A 17283-nucleotide genomic window follows, 5' to 3' on the forward strand; every position below is an offset into this window, starting at 1 on the left:
GCTGAAAGCGAGCTTGTCGCGGGATATTTTACAGAATACAGCGGATTCAGGTTTGCTTTATTTTTCCTCGGCGAATACACAGCGATGCTGATAATGTCTTCTATAGCAGCGCTCTGCTTTTTAGGGGGGTGGACGATACCTAAATTTATTACAGATGCAATGCCTTTCTTGCTGAATGTGCCGGGTATTGTGTGGTTTCTGATAAAGGTTTATGCCTTTATGTTCTTTTATTATTGGGTAAGGGCGACTTTGCCGAGATACAGGTATGATCAGCTTATGGCTATAGGATGGAAAATACTGATACCTTTAGCCCTGTTCAATATAGTGTTAACAGGATTGATAAAAATATGGATTTAAAAGCAGAGCAACAGAGCAGCAGAGCAACAGAGCAGCAGGATAAAAAAACTACTGCGCTACTGCGCTACTGCGCTACTGCGCTAAGGGCGATATTCTTTGTAGAGATTCTGAAAGGTGTAACGAGGCGCTATCCAAAGGTCAAAAGGCCTGTAAAGCAGGGCTTCAGAGGGATGCACGCCCTTGTGAGGGACCCGAATACAGGGAAGGAGAAGTGTGTTTCCTGTTTAAGATGTGCAACTGTATGTCCCTCCCAGTGTATCTACATAGACTACAGAGAGCAGGAAGATGGCAGTAGAATTGTAGAAAAATACGAGATAGAAGCCCTCAGATGTGTTTATTGTGGTTACTGTGTTGAGGTATGTCCTGTATGTGCCCTTGTGCTTACCGAGGCCTATGAATATTCCAATTATTCCCGTGACCAGTTTTATTTTGACAGGGAGCGATTATTAAAAAATTGGGATGAATTTACATCAAAACTGAAGACTGATAAATACTTCAATAAATTCTGGAGACCAGAGGGCATAGATGTAAAAAGAATGCCTGTGGGCAAGAGAATACAGGAGCCAATTTCTCTTGGGTATGACAGTTCAGAATCGAATTTTGGTTAAAACTTGACATAGGCAAGAAATATTGCTTAAATTAACAGCTAATTATGATTGATAATTAAATAAAGGATGAGCTTAAAGACAAAACGAGGAGATATTTTGTAATGCTGTCTGAATTGTTTTTTGGATATTTTGCAACAATGATAATAATTCTTTCGATTCTTGTTGTGACAAGGAGGAATCCCGTTCACAGCGTTATGTGGATGCTATTGCTTTTCTTCCATATCGCAGGCCTTTATCTGTTCCTGAACGCTGAATTTATTGCAGCCATACAGGTTATAGTTTATGCAGGAGCAATACTTGTGCTGTTCCTTTTTGTTTTGCTTCTTCTGAATCTTAGGGAAGAAGTTAAAGTGAAAAAATTTGTCGGCGCATGGCCCGCCGGGCTTTTTATAACTGCGGCTTTGCTTGTGATTCTCTTGAGTGTGGTAAAGTCTTTTGTGCCGGGGCCGGCCGGAAAATATTCCATTGAATTTATAAAACAGGAAACTCATACAAAGGCGCTTGGGAAACTCTTATATACCGATTACCTTTTTCCTTTTGAAATAGCTTCCCTTGTGCTGCTTGTTGCGATTATAGGCGCAATAGTGCTGGCAAAGAGAAAGACGGGGAACTAATGAAAAGAAGATTCAAGATTCAAGATTCAAGATTCAGGATGCAGGATTCAAGGCTCAGGAATTTTAAATTTTCAATTTTAAACTTTGAATTCTTGCGGAGCAAGCTATGGTCCCTTTAAACTGGTATCTGATGCTGAGCGCGGTTGTCTTTATGATAGGAGTCTTCGGGTTCCTTACGAGGAGGAATATCATAATAATGTTCATATCTGTTGAACTTATGCTGAATGCTGTGAATATCAGCCTTGTGGCATTCAGCCATTACCTGCAGGACTTGAGAGGCCAGATTCTTGTGGTCTTTATAATCACTGTTGCAGCGGCAGAGGCCGCGATAGGGCTTGCGATAATTATTGCGCTGTTCAGGAACAAGGACACAGTCCATGTTGATGAGATGAATGAGATGAAGGGATGAAAAGAATATTTAATATTCAATATTCAATATTCAAGAATTTTGAATTCTTGCGGACTGTATTGTTTGTTCTGTCATTCCCGCAGTTCTTAAGCGGGAATCCAGAAAAAAAGGGACTGGATTCTCCGGTCAAACCGGAGAATGACAACCATTGGAACGGAGTGAGATATGAATAGTTATCTTTTAATCCCATTTCTGCCGCTTGCCGCCTTTTTGATAAATATCCTGTTCGGCAGGAAGTATCTGAAGGAGAATAGCCACTGGGTGTCGATACTGGCAGTTGCCGGCTCGTGGATTGTGAGCGTGATAACACTGCCTGATGTCCTGTCAGGCAAGGTAATAAATGAAGACCTCTACTCATGGATTGTTTCCGGCGAATTCAAAGTCTCCGTAGGGTTCCTTATTGACCAGCTTACGGCAGTGATGCTGATTGTTGTGACAACCTGCAGCACACTGATTCATATCTATTCTGTCGGCTATATGCAGGGAGACAAGGGCTACTACCGTTTTTTTGCATATCTCAGCCTTTTTACTTTCTGTATGCTGATGCTTGTCATGGCTAATAACTTCCTCCAGTTATATTTCGGGTGGGAGGGCGTCGGTTTGTGTTCATACTTTCTCATTGGATATTACTTTGACAAGAAATCAGCCTCTGATGCAGGCAAAAAGGCTTTTATAGTGAACAGATTCGGCGACTTCGGCTTTGGCCTCGGAATAATAATGATATTCCTTACATTCGGAACCGTTTATTATGAGCCTGTCTTTTCACAGGCAAAGGGCCTTGCAGCACAGACAATTAATTTCCTTGGATATGATGTGCATCTTATGACATTGATTGCGCTTCTTCTTTTCTGCGGCTCAATCGGGAAGTCAGCACAGATGCCGCTCCATGTATGGCTTCCTGATGCAATGGAGGGCCCCACGCCTGTAAGCGCGCTGATACACGCAGCAACAATGGTAACGGCAGGCGTTTTTCTCGTTGCAAGGTGCAGCCCGATATTCAGCCTTTCTGAAACAGCGCTTATAGTGGTTGCATTAACAGGGGCTATAACATCACTCTTTGCTGCAACAATAGGCCTTGTACAGAATGATATAAAAAGGATTATCGCGTATTCAACTATCAGCCAGCTCGGATATATGTTCCTTGCAGCAGGGGTCGGAGCTTACACCGCAGGAATGTTCCATCTTTATACGCATGCATTCTTTAAAGCCCTTCTATTTCTCTGTGCAGGAAGCGTTATGCACGCAATGGCAGGAGAGCTTGACCTTCAGAAGATGGGCGGACTCAAGAAATATATGCCCGTTACATACTGGACAATGCTTATTGCATCATTGAGCATTGCAGGCGTGCCCGGCTTTGCAGGATTCTTCAGCAAGGATGAAATACTCTGGCTTGCATATTCAGGGCAGAGTCCTGTGGGGAAATTCGTGTGGGCTATCGGCACTGTGGTTGCGTTCCTTACAGCCTTCTACTCATTCAGGCTTATATTCCTCACGTTCCACGGAAAATTCCGGGGCACGCACGAACAGGAGCATCATCTCCACGAATCTCCAAAGGCGATGACAATACCATTGATGATTCTCTGCATCGGCGCTGTTGCATCAGGATGGATTGGGATTCCCCATCTACTTGGAGGCGGCGCGCATTTCACGGAATTTTTAAAACCTGTGCTCGGGCATCCCGAAGCGCACGGCACACATGCAGAGGAATGGATGGTGATGGCGATATCAATAATTGCAGGTTTTTCAGGGATAGGGCTTGCAGCATTATTCTATCTCATAAAGACTGATATTCCTGTCATGCTCGCGCAGAAATTCAATGCCGCATATAAAGTGCTCTGGAATAAATACTATGTGGATGAACTTTACAGTCTTATAATTGTGAGGCCAACAATCTGGACAGCTAAGAATATACTTATTGGTATTACGGATGCAAGGATTATTGAGGCTGTTGTTAATGGAGTTCCTAAAGGCATTGGAGAGTTAAGCAGGATATTGAGGAAAGCCCAGACAGGCTTGTTACAGCACTATGCAGCGATAATGGCGCTTGGTGTGTTAGTTATAGTTGCCATGATGCTTCTGAGGTAATATATGGAACAGGTGATAATAAATAACTTAGGTTTTCCGATATTGAGCACATTGATATTCCTGCCAATTGCAGGCGCGGCTCTTTTGCTCCTGATAAGCAGGTCTAATGAAAACCTCATAAAATGGCTGAGCCTTATTGTGAGCACGGCGGCATTTATTATTTCAATTCCTTTGTTTACGGAGTTCAAGAAGTCCACGCACCTTATGCAGTTTACAGAAAAACATGCATGGATTCCTTCGTTGAATATTAATTACAGTCTCGGCATTGACGGCATAAGCATACTGTTTGTCCTTCTCTCAGCCCTTATTACAATACTCTGCGTTCTTATCTCATGGAATTCCATCAAGGCAAAGACAAAGGAATTTTATATCTCTATTCTGATAATGGAAGGCGCAATGATAGGCGTTTTCTGTTCGCTGGATTTCATGCTCTTCTATCTGTTCTGGGAGGCGATGCTGATACCTATGTATCTTTTGATAGGCGTATGGGGCGGGCCTAACAGAATTTATGCCGCTGTAAAATTCTTCCTCTTCACGCTTGTTGGAAGCGTGCTTATGCTTGTCGGAATAATCGTCCTTTATTATCAGGCAGGCGGGACCTTTGACATACTTGAACTTACGACAAAGGCATATCCCTATCAATTGCAGCTCTGGCTCTTCTGGGCGTTCTTTGCTGCATTTGCCGTAAAGGTGCCGATGTTCCCTGTGCATACGTGGCTTCCTGATGCGCATACGGAGGCTCCTACGGCGGGAAGCGTTATTCTTGCGGCTGTTCTTATAAAGATGGGCGCTTATGGTTTTATCAGGTTCTCATTGCCGTTATTCCCTGAGGCGTCAAAGGCAATGACGCCTGTAATGCTTACGCTTTCTGTTATTGCGATAATTTACGGCGCGGTGATATGCCTTGCCCAGACAGATTTAAAGAGGCTTATCGCATACAGCTCTGTCAGCCACATGGGTTTCGTAACGCTCGGAATATTTGCCCTGAATTTGCAGGGCATGGAAGGCGGAATACTCCAGATGATAAACCATGGCATAGTCACGGGCGCTTTGTTTTTGAGCGTCGGAATGATTTATGACAGGACTCATACACGGCAGATTTCTGATTACGGAGGAGTCGCTTCCGTAATGCCTGTGTATGCGTCTTTGTTTATGGTGTTTACGCTTGCATCAATAGGGCTTCCGGCAACAAACGGGTTCATAGGAGAGTTCCTGATTATTCTCGGAGGGTTCAAGGCTAATCAATGGGCAGGCGTGCTTGCGGCAACAGGCATAATCATAGGCGCAGGTTATATGCTATGGCTCTATCAGAGGGTTTTTTTCATGGAGACAAACCAGAAGATAGCACAGATGGGGCTTGCAGATATTAATCTAAGGGAAATAATAACCCTTCTGCCGATGATCATACTGATATTCTGGATCGGAGTTTATCCCAATTTGTTCTTGGACTTCATGCACGAATCTGTAAAACACCTGCTTGAAAGGATAAACGCCGGAGGCGGCACAGAGACGGGTATAGCAAAAAATATTCTGGAGATAATCAAATGACAAATCCTGCCGGATTCATAATGCCTGACCTTGGGCCGGTTATGCCTGAAATCGTAATGACTTGCCTTGCCCTTCTCATCCTTCTTTCAGAGCTTGTGATTAAAAGAAAAGAGACAATCGCTTTCCTGAGCATCGTGAGCGTTGCAGTGGTTACCTATCTGCTTGCCGGTTCCACGGGAACCACGTTTAACGGCATGTTTATAGCTGACGGCTACAGCCTGTTTTTCAAGCTTATATTTATGCTTAATGTTGTTCTGACTGTCCTTATATCAGTGAAATACATTGCAATTGAAAAAGTGAATTTCGGGGAATATTACGGCCTTATACTCTTTTCCACTCTTGGCATGATGCTTATGGCATCGGCAGGAGACTTGATAACCCTTTATATCGGGCTTGAGCTTATGGCTTTGAGCACTTATGTGCTCGCGGGATTCCTCAGGCACGATATAAAGTCTAACGAGGCTGCAATAAAGTATTTCCTCCTCGGCGCGTTCGCTTCGGCATTTTTGCTCTACGGCATATCATTGATATACGGGCTTACAGGCACGACAGACCTTCATGCAATATCCTCATATATATCACAGAAAGGGCTTTCAGGCAATCCTGTTTTAACGCTGTCTATGATCATGTTTGCGGTTGCTTTATCGTTCAAGATAGCTGCCGTTCCTTTCCATATGTGGGCGCCTGATGTTTACGAGGGCGCGCCTACTTCCATCACTGCGTTTATGTCTGTGGGGCCTAAGGCTGCCGGGTTTGCCCTGATTGGAAGGGTTTTCATGACAGCATTCGGCGCGGCAAGAATTGAATGGACAGGCATTCTTATCCCGATAGCGATACTCACAATGGCTGTCGGAAACATAATTGCCCTTTCCCAGACCAATATAAAGAGAATGCTTGCGTATTCTTCAATAGCACATGCGGGTTATATGCTTCTTGGAATAATTGCAGGGACATCTGAAGGCCTGGCAAGTGTTCTGAATTATCTGTTTATTTATGCATTCATGAACATAGGCGCATTTGCAGTTGTGATTATGCTCAGGTCAGAGGGATTTAAGGGAGATAATATCTCTGATTATGAGGGGCTTGCAAAGACACATCCATTAGCTGCCGCCTTGATGCTTGTATTTATGTTTTCACTTACAGGGATTCCACCCACGGCAGGGTTTATGGGCAAGTTTTATCTTTTCATGAGCGCAGTAAGCGCAGGATATACATGGCTTGCAGTGACGGCGGTTATATTCAGCGCGATATCAGCATATTTTTATCTGCGAATCGTAATGTACATGTACATGAAAGAACCCAAGACCGAAGTTCAGCTTTCTGCCTCTCCGGGGATAGCCCTTGCGCTTGCAATAACAGTAATCGCAGTTCTGGTTATCGGAGTGCTGCCCTCAAAAGTCATCAGTGTTGCCCGCATAGCAGCAGGATTTTAAGAATGATTGAAGAGGCAATGAAGTATTAATCATATCTGTTCAACAGGATAACCCTTCCTTTTCAGCAGCTCTATAATCCCTTTATTCCCGACAAGGTGCCCTGCGCCGACAACAACAAAGTAGCTCTCGTTTGTTTTTAAGAATTCTTCTATCATGGATGTCATATTTGCATTTCTTTCGTAGTAGAGCTTTTCATATATCCGGGCGATCCGCCTGTCTCCGTTTACTCTCGATGCTATTGATTCTATGCCTTTTGCATCTCCTGTCAGCCAAGCCTGAAGAAGCTTATCAATTTCCTGTTTAAGTATTTTTAAATCTTTCAGCGTATGAAGTAAAAACAGTTCCTGCTCTTCATCAGAAAATCCTGAAAGGAGATTAATCTGATAATCAAGGCTTTCAAGTTCCATTATCTTTTTCTTTCCCGCAGCCTTTTTAAGGAAATGATTGTCTATCCCGTATTGGGGATTAAACCCCAGTTTCATGAGTTCTATTGATTCCAATGTCATTGCTAAAAACCATGGTTTTTGTTTGTTTATCAGCTCAAGGGGCATGCCCATGCTCCCTGTTTCTTTTTTGACGAGCTCGTAAGTCTCTTTTGAAACATGTTTTTCCAGTGTTTCATTTCCCGGATAGAAGGCGCTTGTCAGTAATTTCTGCAAATCCAGTTTAGCTGCATCATTGATATTTGCCTCTACTGCGAGAATATTTGATTTTTCAAAAGCATCTTCGATTTTATTGTTTAAAGGATAAACCTCTTTTTTCATGAGGTGCACAGAGCCGAGCACATAAACGGTTGATGTCTTTGACTGGACTTTCCACATGAATGTCTTCTGATTTTGAGCAGCAGCATTGTGGGCATACAGAGACGCATCAAGCAGAAATAGAATCAAGAAAAAAGGCAGAAACCTTGCCGTTAATTTTCTCATTTAATTGCTCCCTTGAGTTTTATTCTAATTATACTATGTCTGACAATAGATTGACTGCAAACATCCTGCATGATATTCTCTATATCAAGTGGTAGGCAGTAAGCAAGGAGGTATTATGCCTTATGATTTTGTTTTGCCTGATTTAGGTGAAGGCATCACAGAGGGCGAGATACGGAGATGGCTTGTCAAGGAAGGCGATGCTGTTGAAGAGCATCAGACTGTTCTTGAGATAGAGACAGACAAGGCAGTGGTGGAAGTCCCATCCCCTAAAAAAGGGAAGGTCTTGAAGATAAACAAAAACATCGGCGATATTGCAAAGGTCGGTGAGGTATTGATGACTATTTCGGAAGCAGGCGAAGCTGTTGAAGAAAAGCCAAAAGCAGAAGAAAGGCCAAAATCTGTTTCTGTTGTCGGCGTATTGCCTGAAGAAGAGGAAGAAATACTTGCAACGCCTGCTGTAAGGGCATTGGCAAAAGAGCTTGGCGTTAAGCTTGAATCAATCAAAGGATCGGGTCCGGGCGGAAGCATTACGAAAGATGATGTCACAGAGGCCTCTGCAAAAGGCAAAAAGACTGAAGACCAGTACGGCGCGATAGAGAGGCTGGCGATAAAAGGATTGAGAAGGACCATAGCAAAGAACCTCATTACATCACAAAAGACAACTGCCTTTGTAACAGGAATGGATGAGGCAGACATTACCGAGTTATGGAATCTGAGAGAGAGGGAGAAAAAAACCATACAAGGGAAAGGCATTCATCTTACATTTCTGCCATTTTTCATTAAAGCTGTGCAACATGCACTTGCAGAGCATCCTTTGCTTAATGCATCTGTTGATGAACAAAGGGAAGAGATAATAATCAAAAAATATTACAACATCGGCGTTGCCGTTGACACGCCTGACGGCTTGATGGTTCCAGTGATAAAAAATGCCGACAAAAAGACCATTCTTGAACTCGCCTCAGAGATTCAGGTGTTAAGCGTTAAAGCGCGAGAGAGAAAGATAATGCTTGAAGAGATAAAGGGGAGCACTTTTACAATCACAAATTACGGACATTTCGGAGGATGGTTTGCAACGCCAATAATCAATTATCCTGATGTTGCGATACTCGGCACAGGCAAGATTTCCGAAAAGCCGTGGGTCAAGGACGGCCAGATTGTTATCAGAAAAATCCTGCCGTTATCGCTTACCTTTGACCACAGGGTGACAGACGGTGTTGATTCAGCAAAGTTTTTGTCTAAAGTTATTCAATACCTTGAAGACCCGGCACTGCTGTTTATTGAGAGTGCATGAAGGATAGTAGAGAAAAAATCAGAAACTTATTTTCTGCGAATATCGTTTGAACCACTTTGCCGTATCGGTGACCGAGGCTTTTCCAGTTGCCATGTTGAGGGTAAAGTCCTCAAGTTCTTTCTGCGATGTTTCAAGATTAAAGCCGTTTATGCGAAGGAATAGTCCGGTCGATGAAATTGCTGTCCGTTTGTTCCCGTCAATAAACGGATGATTTTTGACAAGCGATTCCATGAGCGCCGCTGCTTTTTGAAAAATATTAGGATAGAGGTCTTCTCCTCCGAAGGTTGCCATCGGCCTTGCTACCGCAGACTGAAGAAGCCCCAAGTCCCTTATCCCGTGAGAGCCGCCTGTCTCATCAATCAGCCTGCTGTGAATGAAAAGCACTTGTTCGGCTGTAAGATATTTCACTTCTTTGCAAGCGCTTTCAGAGCCGGGCGGTATTTTTCAATGAATTCATTCACCTGTGAGACAAATTCCCTGTCTATTCCCCTGGGATATTTTTTCTTTTTTACAGGCTCAAGAATAATCCTTTCACCGGACTTATCAAGAGCAATGTCAACCTCGGAGCCGACAGAGAGATTCAGCTTTTCAATCATCTCGCGCGGGATTGATACTCCCTGACTGTTTCCTATAGAGCATAATTTTCTGTGCATATTATCTCCTCCAATGTTATAACATGATTATAACAGAAAAGAAGCCGGTTTGTTTATCAGTTTATATGAGTTCTGGTTTTGTATGCATAGTGTAGTGTTTCAGAAATAGCTTCACATGGTCTGTCATTCCTGCGCAGGCAGGAATCCAGAAAAAAACAGAACTGGATTCCGTATCAAGTGCGGAATGACAACAAAACCCATGTAATGAAGTGTCAGAAACAGCACACTAATATAGTATAATCAAACCTATGGATAACAATATGAGCCTTGATTCTCTATTTAAGCCCAAATCCGTTGCCCTCATCGGCGCGGCGCACAGCGAAGAGAAGCTCGGCGGCGTGATTCTTAAGAATCTCCTCAAGTTCAAAGGGAATGTTTATCCTGTAAATCCTAAATACGGCGAGCTTATGGGGTTAAAAGCGTATCCTTCTGCCCGTGATATTCCGGAACCTGTGGATCTGGCAATAATCATGAGGCCCGCTGCTGAAGTCCCTGAAATACTCAGAGAGCTTGCGGGCAGGACAAAAAGTGTAATCATTGCCAGTTCCGGGTTTGCGGAAATTGGGGAGAACGAGCTTCAGGATGAAGTTATAAAGGCAGGCAAGGAGATAGGCGTAAGAATCCTCGGCCCAAACTGCATGGGCATATATAATCCATCTCACAGGCTGGATACATTTTTCCTTCCTGACGAGAGGCTGAAAAGGCCTAAAAAAGGGAATGTGGCTGTTGTATCGCAGAGCGGTGCCATCCTGAGCTGCTTATTGGGTGCGCTTGAGACTTCAAACACAGGTGTATCAAAGGCAATAGGATACGGCAATGCAATAGACATTGATGAGGCGGATATATACGAATACCTTGCCAAAGACAGAAATACCGGCGTCGTAATTTCGTACATTGAATCACTGGGCAATGGAAGAAAGTTTATTGAAAAGGCAAAAGTTTTATCGGAGAAAAAACCATTGCTCATCCTCAAGGCAGGCAAGGGTGTAAGCGGGCAGGCGGCAGCATTTTCGCATACAGGGAGGCTTGCAGGGAAATATGAGGTCTTCCATTCAATACTCAGACAGTTCGGAATAAGGGAAGTGGAGGATTTTGATATGCTTATTGATGCGGCAAAGGCGCTCGCATTTCAGGGACGAGCGGCGAGAGAGAAGAAAGAATGGGAAATTGGGAACAGAGTGCTTATCATTACAAATGGCGGAGGCTCCGGAGTTTTGGCTGCTGATGAATGCATGAGGCAGGGGCTTGATGTGGCAAAGCTGCACGTAGATAAAACGGAAAAACTCAAACAGATATTCCCTCACTTTTACGGAATCAACAACCCGATTGACCTTACTGCGCAAGTCAGGGATGAGGATTATGTTACGGCGTTAAATGAATTAAAAGACGACTACGATGGATTCTTGGTTATTGCCCTGTCAAATGTATATGGGATTACAGAGAGGCTTCCTGAAATGATAAAGGCTTGCAAGGCTGATATAAATAAACCGGTTGTTTTCCATATCGCACAGAGCGGCATATCAAAGAAACTGACCGCTCTTCTCGAAAAAGCAAAAATCCCTGTCTATCCCTCGCCTGAAAGGGCAGTCAGGGGATTAAAGGCGCTTTTACGTATTTAAAAAATATATTTGTCAGGATGAGGCTCCATTTCAGGCGGCTGTGACTGTCTTTCGGCAATATTAACCGTTACAAAAGTATAGATGTTAGTACAATATACATAGTCTCTTACAAGTTCTCATGCGGGGCTTACGCTCCACTTTGTGCAGACTTCAGCCCCTATTCTGACAGGTCTGTGAATCTTGCCTCAATCCAGCCCCGTTGCTCTTTACTAAAAATTCGACATCCGCTTTCCCGAGTGCGCGCTGTGGAATAGTAAAGAAAACATCGTGTTTAGCCATTTCATTTATCTCCTTTTTTTGTGTTTAACAATGATTAGACCAACTTGGTATTTTCTTCCCTTATGGCAAAAATAGTAGCACATTCTGCAACTCTTGAAAAGGGAAAAATCTTTTAAATCACGAGGGAAACAATTCCCGCTCAGGGTATTTTCTGGTAATATTGATATAGGGAGATATAAAAATGCCTGAAAGAATAATAGAATCATGCAATGTAAAACGGCTTGAAGTCCTTGATGAAAAGGGCAATGCTGATGAGTCCCTCATGCCTTCCTTGTCCGATGAACAGATAAAAAAAATGTATGAACTCCTTATCCTTTCGCGGACCTTTGACCAGCGCGCCCTAAACCTTCAGAGGGAAGGCAGGCTCGGCACCTACGCATCAATCCTCGGTCAGGAGGCATCACAGATTGGAAGCGCATTCGCGCTTGAGAAATCAGACTGGATATTTCCGTCATTCAGGGAAATGGGCGTCTATATCACAATGGACTATCCTTTGCATATGTTGTTTCAGTACTGGTCCGGAGATGAAAGAGGAGTGAAATGCCCTGATGACTTGAATATCTTTCCGGTATGCGTACCTGTAGGGACACAACTGCCTCATGCAGTCGGCGCTGCAATGGGAGTGAAATACAGGGGAGATAAAAAGACGGTTGCCTGTTATTTTGGTGACGGCGGCACATCTGAGGGAGATTTTCATGAAGGGATGAACTTTGCCGGTGTGTTTAAACTCCCTGTTGTTTTTATCTGCCAGAATAATCATTGGGCAATATCAGTTCCGAGAGAGAAACAGACTGCATCCAAGACGCTTGCACAAAAGGCTTTTGCCTATGGCTTTGAAGGGATTCAGGTTGATGGAAATGATATTTTCGCTGTTTATAAAGCTGCATCGGAAGCTGTCAGAAAGGCAAAGGATGGTAACGGGCCAACGTTCATAGAATGTTTTACATACAGGATGTCAGACCATACAACAGCAGATGATGCGGCAAGATACAGGTTAAAAGAAGAGATTGATAGCTGGAAGCCGAAAGACCCGATTCTGAGACTGAAGTTGTTTATGGAGAAAAAGGGGCTCTGGAATAATCAATATCAAACAGATGTTGAAAATAAGGCAAGGGAAACTGTTGATGAGGCTGTAAAGAGGGAAGAGGCAATAGAGCATCCTGAACCAAAAGATATGTTCACATTTACTTATGAAAAATTGACACAGCGGCAGATGAGGCAGATTAAGGAGTTATGATATGCCGAAACTAAACATGGTTCAGGCTATCAACCTTGCATTAAAAGAAGAAATGCAGAGAGATAAAAATGTTGTCCTTCTCGGCGAGGATGTCGGCAAAGACGGAGGAGTCTTCCGAGTTTCAGAAGGCCTGTTAGATCTCTTTGGGCATGAAAGAGTAATTGATACTCCGCTGGCTGAATCAGGGATTACAGGTGTTGCAATAGGAATGGCTTTGTATGGCCTAAGGCCAGTTGCAGAGATTCAATTCATGGGGTTTATATATCCTGCAATAGACCAGATATTCTCCCATGCATCAAGAATACGCGCACGCTCAAGAGGAAGATTCACATGCCCGCTGGTTGTAAGGGCTCCATGCGGAGCCGGGATTAAGGCGCCTGAACTTCACTCGGAAAGCAGCGAAGCGTTGTTCTGCCATATGCCGGGAATAAAAGTTGTTGTGCCGTCATCTCCATACAATGCGAAAGGGCTTTTAATCTCATCAATAAGAGACCCTGACCCTGTTATATTTCTTGAATCAACAAGGCTGTACCGCTCAATAAAAGAAGATGTCCCCGAAGGCGAATATATAATCCCGCTTGGAAAGGCAAGAGTTGTCCGTGAAGGGAAGGCTGTAACCTTACTTGCATGGGGGAGCATGCTCCACAGAACACTTCAGGCGATTGAAGATATTGATGCAGAGGTGATTGATTTGATGACATTGAAACCCTTTGATGAAGAGACAATACTTAAATCAGTGAAAAAGACAGGGCGTGTTGTTATTGTCCATGAAGCTCCGAAGACATGCGGATTCGGTGCGGAGCTTTCAGCAACAATAGCAGAGGATGCAATATTTCATCTTAAGGCGCCGATAATGAGGGTGACCGGCTATGATGTTGTCCTGCCGCTTCCTAAACTTGAAGATTTTTACATACCGACAACTGCAAGGATAAAGAAGGCGATTGAAGAAGTGATGAAGTATTAAGGACTCGCCTGCTTATTTTTTATGTTTAAAATCTTTTTATTATGTTGTAGTAAGTATCTCTCTGCGCGGGATAGAATCCGGCATTTTTTATTGCCCTGATTATGTCTTCCATTGAAACCCTGTAGCTCACTCCTGCTGATGCAACTACATTTTCCTCTATCATTGTAGAGCCAAAATCGTTTGCACCGAACCTCAATGCAACCTCGGCGATTTTCAACCCCTGCGTTACCCACGATGCCTGAATGTTTTTCACATTGTCGAGATATATTCTGGATAAAGCAAGAACGCGAAGATATTCCACAGCAGTAGCTCCCCACGGGGACAGTCCCGATTCTACGACTTCGCTTTGCTCAGTCCGTAAATCTGGGACAGTCCCCTCTGACTTCTGAGCTAATTCTGTATTCCCAGGCTGGAATGTCCACGGGATGAATGCGGTAAACCCCCCTGTCCTGTCCTGAAGAGTTCTTATTGCATCAAGATGTTCAATGATGTCTTCAGGTTTTTCAATGCTCCCGAACATCATTGTCGCAGTTGTCCTCATGCCGAGCCTGTGCGCCTCCTCCATTACCTTAAGCCATGATGATGATTTTATTTTCCTTGGGCTCAGTATCTCCCTCACCCTGTCAGAGAGTATCTCTGCCCCTCCTCCGGGAATGGAATCAAGCCCCGCGCCTTTCAATATTTTCAAGGCTTCCTTAATTGTCAGGTCTGATTTATCAGCGATGTAGCATATTTCAGGAGGTGAAAATCCATGGACATTAATGTCAAAGCGTGATTTTATTGACTTGAGCAGATTGATGTAATACTCAATATTGAAATCAGGATGCAATCCTCCCTGAATCAATATTTGCGTGCCGCCGAGATTTATTGTCTCTCCAATCTTCTTGAATAACTCATCTTCACTCAAAATATAGGAATCTTTGTCTTCCTTATCCCTCCAGAACGCACAGAACTTGCATTTATTTATGCAGATGTTTGTGTAGTTTATATTCCTGTCAACAATGAATGTGCCGGTCTTTTCAGGATGAAGTTTTTCCCTTATCCCGTCTGCCTGCTGGCCAAGCTCAAGCAGGTCAGAATTTTTCAGTAATTCAAGCCCTTCACTTTTTGTTATGCGTTTATGCTTATTCATTAACCTTTAACTCTCTATAAAAACTATCCCTCTCAACAGGAATCTTCCCCGCTTTTTTAATGAGATTTTTTAATTGCTCTGCTGTCATTGCATTCCCGCTGAGCGCACCTGCAGAGTGCGTAATCTTTTCTTCAATTATGGTTCCGTCAATATCATCAGCTCCGAATAAAAGCGCAAGCTGTGATACTTTCTCTCCAAGCATAATCCAGTAAGCCTTAATGTGCGTAAAATTATCAAGCACAAGCCTGCTCACTGCAATCGTCTTTAAATCATCTATGCCTGATGAATATGAACCGCCTATCTCAGTGTTTTTAGGATGATATGCCAGCGGAATAAATGCCTGAAATCCTCCTGTCCTATCCTGTAACTCTCTCAGTCTCATCAGGTGATCAACCCTCTGCTCATAGCTTTCAATGTGTCCATAAAGCATAGTTGCATTCGTCTTTATGCCTGCCTTGTGCGCAGTTTCCATGACATTAAGCCATCCCTCGCTTGAGAGTTTCTCAGGGCATAACTGATTTCTTACTCCAGCATCAAATATCTCTGCCCCTCCGCCGGGCATTGCATCAAGGCCATGCTTTTTGAGTTCAAGAAGTGTGTCCGTAATGCTCAGGCCGCTTATTTTTGAAAAATACTCTATCTCTGTCGCAGTGAATGCCTTTATGCATATTTTCGGGAACGTTTTTTTTATTTTGGAAATCAACTCAAGATAATATTCAAATTGCCAGTCGGGATGCAGTCCGCCGGTGATGTGAACTTCGGAAAAAGAAGTTGAGAGTTTCCGGATAATTTCATCCAGTGTCATCTCATATGCCCCTTCTTCCCCTTTTGAGCGGCTGAATGCGCAGAACTTGCAGCGGTTCACGCAGATGTTTGTGGGATTAATGTGGATGTTTCTTATGAAGTATGCCTTATTGCCGTTCTTCTTTTTGGCGGCGTGGGATGCGAGTTTTCCAAGAGTGAATATGTCATCCGTCTCAAATAGCCTGAGAGCGTCTTCCTTTGTGAGCCTCTGTCCGGAGAGGATTTTATCTTTAATGTTTTGCAGCATTTTAAAAACAGCCTGATTAGATAATTGGGTTTTCCTTGAAGCTTTAGCTAATAAGATATTATACTATAAACTCTTAAATTCATTTTGGAGACTACATTGGCTAAAAAGAAAGTTGTTATCGGCACTCGCGGAAGCAAGCTCGCTTTATGGCAGGCTGAATGGGTGAAGTCTGAGCTTTTAAAATTAAATCCCGACCTGACTATTGAACTTAACAAGATAAAGACAACAGGAGACAAGATTCTTGACGTGCCTCTTGCAAAGGTGGGCGGAAAAGGGCTTTTTGTCAAAGAGATTGAAGAGGCAGTGCTCAGAGGCGAGGCAGGCCTTGCAGTCCACAGCATGAAGGATGTGCCAACAGATTTTCCTAAAGGGCTTCACCTTGCTGTTATATGTAAAAGAGAAGATCCAAGGGATGCGTTCATTGCGCCAATGCAAAATGGAAAATTCAAAGTTCAAAATTTCAAAAGCCTTCCTGATGGAGCAATAATAGGAACAAGCAGTTTAAGGAGGGCGTGCCAGTTGTTGAGCATAAGGCCTGATTTAAAGATAGCACAGTTAAGGGGAAATCTGGATACGAGGTTGAGAAAGCTTGATGAAGGACAGTTTGACGCAATTATCCTTGCAGCAGCAGGTGTTAAAAGGCTTGGATGGGCTGAGAGAATAACAGAGACCATAGAACCGGAAGTAAGTCTTCCTGCAATCGGGCAGGGCGCAATCGGGATTGAATGCAGGGTTGACGATGATTTTATAAATGAGCTTATCTCTCCGCTTAATCATAATGAAACCTCCATCTGTGTAAAAGCTGAAAGAGCCTGTCTTAAGAAACTTGAAGGCGGCTGTCAGGTTCCGATAGCTGCGCATGCGACTCTTAATAATGATAAGTTGTCAATGGATGGATTAGTCGGAAGCGTTTCGGGCGACAGGATTATTAAGAGCCATATTGAAGGCAGTCCAAAAGATGCCGAATCTCTCGGCGTCAAACTCGCAGAAGACCTGCTTTCAAAGGGTGCAAAAGAAATTCTCGACGAAGTCTACGGCAAAAACATCAGGCCTGTTAATGGTGAGATAGCGAGCTGA

Annotated in this window: 17 protein-coding genes; 12 read left to right on the forward strand and 5 right to left on the reverse strand. The window is 43.5% G+C overall.

The annotated features are described in order from the left end of the window. The 7 genes from HY035_06915 to HY035_06945 form a co-directional block, all read left to right on the forward strand. Nucleotides 1-357, forward strand: a 357-nt coding sequence (locus HY035_06915) for an NADH-quinone oxidoreductase subunit H (GenBank protein ID MBI3378113.1), incomplete at its 5' end; no start/stop codon positions are given. Further along, complete coding sequence (locus HY035_06920; GenBank protein ID MBI3378114.1) at nucleotides 348-965, forward strand: NADH-quinone oxidoreductase subunit I; 618 nt, start codon at nucleotides 348-350, stop codon at nucleotides 963-965. The genes HY035_06915 and HY035_06920, both read left to right, overlap by 10 nt. Nucleotides 966-1069: 104 nt before the next feature. After that, the gene (locus HY035_06925; GenBank protein MBI3378115.1) at nucleotides 1070-1579 is read left to right on the forward strand and encodes an NADH-quinone oxidoreductase subunit J; all 510 of its coding nucleotides are present in this window, start codon (nucleotides 1070-1072) and stop codon (nucleotides 1577-1579) included. A 106-nt stretch (nucleotides 1580-1685) separates the two neighbouring features. Beyond that, nucleotides 1686-1988: an NADH-quinone oxidoreductase subunit NuoK gene (gene nuoK, locus HY035_06930; GenBank protein ID MBI3378116.1), complete on the forward strand. Its 303-nt coding sequence runs from the start codon at nucleotides 1686-1688 to the stop codon at nucleotides 1986-1988. Nucleotides 1989-2153: 165 nt separating this feature from the next. After that, nucleotides 2154-4073 (forward strand): NADH-quinone oxidoreductase subunit L, encoded by a 1920-nt coding sequence (gene nuoL / locus HY035_06935; GenBank protein MBI3378117.1) that lies wholly within the window; start codon nucleotides 2154-2156, stop codon nucleotides 4071-4073. 3 nt (nucleotides 4074-4076) lie between these two features. After that, nucleotides 4077-5621: an NADH-quinone oxidoreductase subunit M gene (locus tag HY035_06940; GenBank protein MBI3378118.1), complete on the forward strand. Its 1545-nt coding sequence runs from the start codon at nucleotides 4077-4079 to the stop codon at nucleotides 5619-5621. A gap of 20 nt (nucleotides 5622-5641) precedes the next feature. Then, complete coding sequence (locus HY035_06945) at nucleotides 5642-7054, forward strand: NADH-quinone oxidoreductase subunit N (GenBank protein ID MBI3378119.1); 1413 nt, start codon at nucleotides 5642-5644, stop codon at nucleotides 7052-7054. A gap of 29 nt (nucleotides 7055-7083) precedes the next feature. Here HY035_06945 and HY035_06950 read toward each other — a convergent pair whose 3' ends face one another. Next, nucleotides 7084-7980 carry a TraB/GumN family protein gene (locus HY035_06950; GenBank protein ID MBI3378120.1) on the reverse strand — a complete coding sequence of 299 codons (897 nt, stop codon included), beginning with the start codon at nucleotides 7978-7980 and terminating at the stop codon, nucleotides 7084-7086. 115 nt (nucleotides 7981-8095) lie between these two features. Between HY035_06950 and HY035_06955 the strand changes: the two genes are divergently transcribed. Continuing rightward, nucleotides 8096-9271: a 2-oxo acid dehydrogenase subunit E2 gene (locus tag HY035_06955; GenBank protein ID MBI3378121.1), complete on the forward strand. Its 1176-nt coding sequence runs from the start codon at nucleotides 8096-8098 to the stop codon at nucleotides 9269-9271. A gap of 18 nt (nucleotides 9272-9289) precedes the next feature. Here the strand turns inward: HY035_06955 and HY035_06960 are convergent, their stop codons facing one another. Together HY035_06960 and HY035_06965 are read right to left on the reverse strand one after the other, a co-directional pair. Beyond that, nucleotides 9290-9679 carry a type II toxin-antitoxin system death-on-curing family toxin gene (locus HY035_06960; protein ID MBI3378122.1) on the reverse strand — a complete coding sequence of 130 codons (390 nt, stop codon included), beginning with the start codon at nucleotides 9677-9679 and terminating at the stop codon, nucleotides 9290-9292. Further along, nucleotides 9676-9924, reverse strand: a complete 249-nt coding sequence (locus tag HY035_06965; GenBank protein MBI3378123.1) for an AbrB/MazE/SpoVT family DNA-binding domain-containing protein — start codon at nucleotides 9922-9924, stop codon at nucleotides 9676-9678. Before HY035_06965 ends, HY035_06960 begins: the two co-directional genes overlap by 4 nt. Before the next feature lie 260 nt (nucleotides 9925-10184). Here HY035_06965 and HY035_06970 point away from each other — a divergent pair, with 260 nt between their 5' ends. From HY035_06970 to HY035_06980, 3 genes are all read left to right on the forward strand, one after another. Then, nucleotides 10185-11543 (forward strand): CoA-binding protein, encoded by a 1359-nt coding sequence (locus tag HY035_06970; GenBank protein ID MBI3378124.1) that lies wholly within the window; start codon nucleotides 10185-10187, stop codon nucleotides 11541-11543. Nucleotides 11544-12003: 460 nt separating this feature from the next. Continuing rightward, on the forward strand, nucleotides 12004-13059 hold the full coding sequence (gene pdhA / locus HY035_06975) for a pyruvate dehydrogenase (acetyl-transferring) E1 component subunit alpha (protein MBI3378125.1): 1056 nt from the start codon (nucleotides 12004-12006) through the stop codon (nucleotides 13057-13059). A gap of 1 nt (nucleotide 13060) precedes the next feature. Then, on the forward strand, nucleotides 13061-14023 hold the full coding sequence (locus tag HY035_06980) for an alpha-ketoacid dehydrogenase subunit beta (protein ID MBI3378126.1): 963 nt from the start codon (nucleotides 13061-13063) through the stop codon (nucleotides 14021-14023). Nucleotides 14024-14048: 25 nt separating this feature from the next. On the opposite strand, the gene mqnC is transcribed toward HY035_06980, so the two are convergent. Next, entirely contained in the window at nucleotides 14049-15155 is a 1107-nt protein-coding gene (gene mqnC / locus HY035_06985; GenBank protein ID MBI3378127.1) for a dehypoxanthine futalosine cyclase, read from the reverse strand. Beyond that, the gene (gene mqnE / locus HY035_06990) at nucleotides 15148-16206 is read right to left on the reverse strand and encodes an aminofutalosine synthase MqnE (protein ID MBI3378128.1); all 1059 of its coding nucleotides are present in this window, start codon (nucleotides 16204-16206) and stop codon (nucleotides 15148-15150) included. Before mqnE ends, mqnC begins: the two co-directional genes overlap by 8 nt. A gap of 96 nt (nucleotides 16207-16302) precedes the next feature. Between mqnE and hemC the strand changes: the two genes are divergently transcribed. After that, nucleotides 16303-17283 carry a hydroxymethylbilane synthase gene (gene hemC, locus HY035_06995; GenBank protein MBI3378129.1) on the forward strand — a complete coding sequence of 327 codons (981 nt, stop codon included), beginning with the start codon at nucleotides 16303-16305 and terminating at the stop codon, nucleotides 17281-17283.

Source organism: Nitrospirota bacterium, assembly GCA_016195565.1.
Classification (GTDB): Bacteria; Nitrospirota; Thermodesulfovibrionia; order Thermodesulfovibrionales; family UBA1546; genus UBA1546.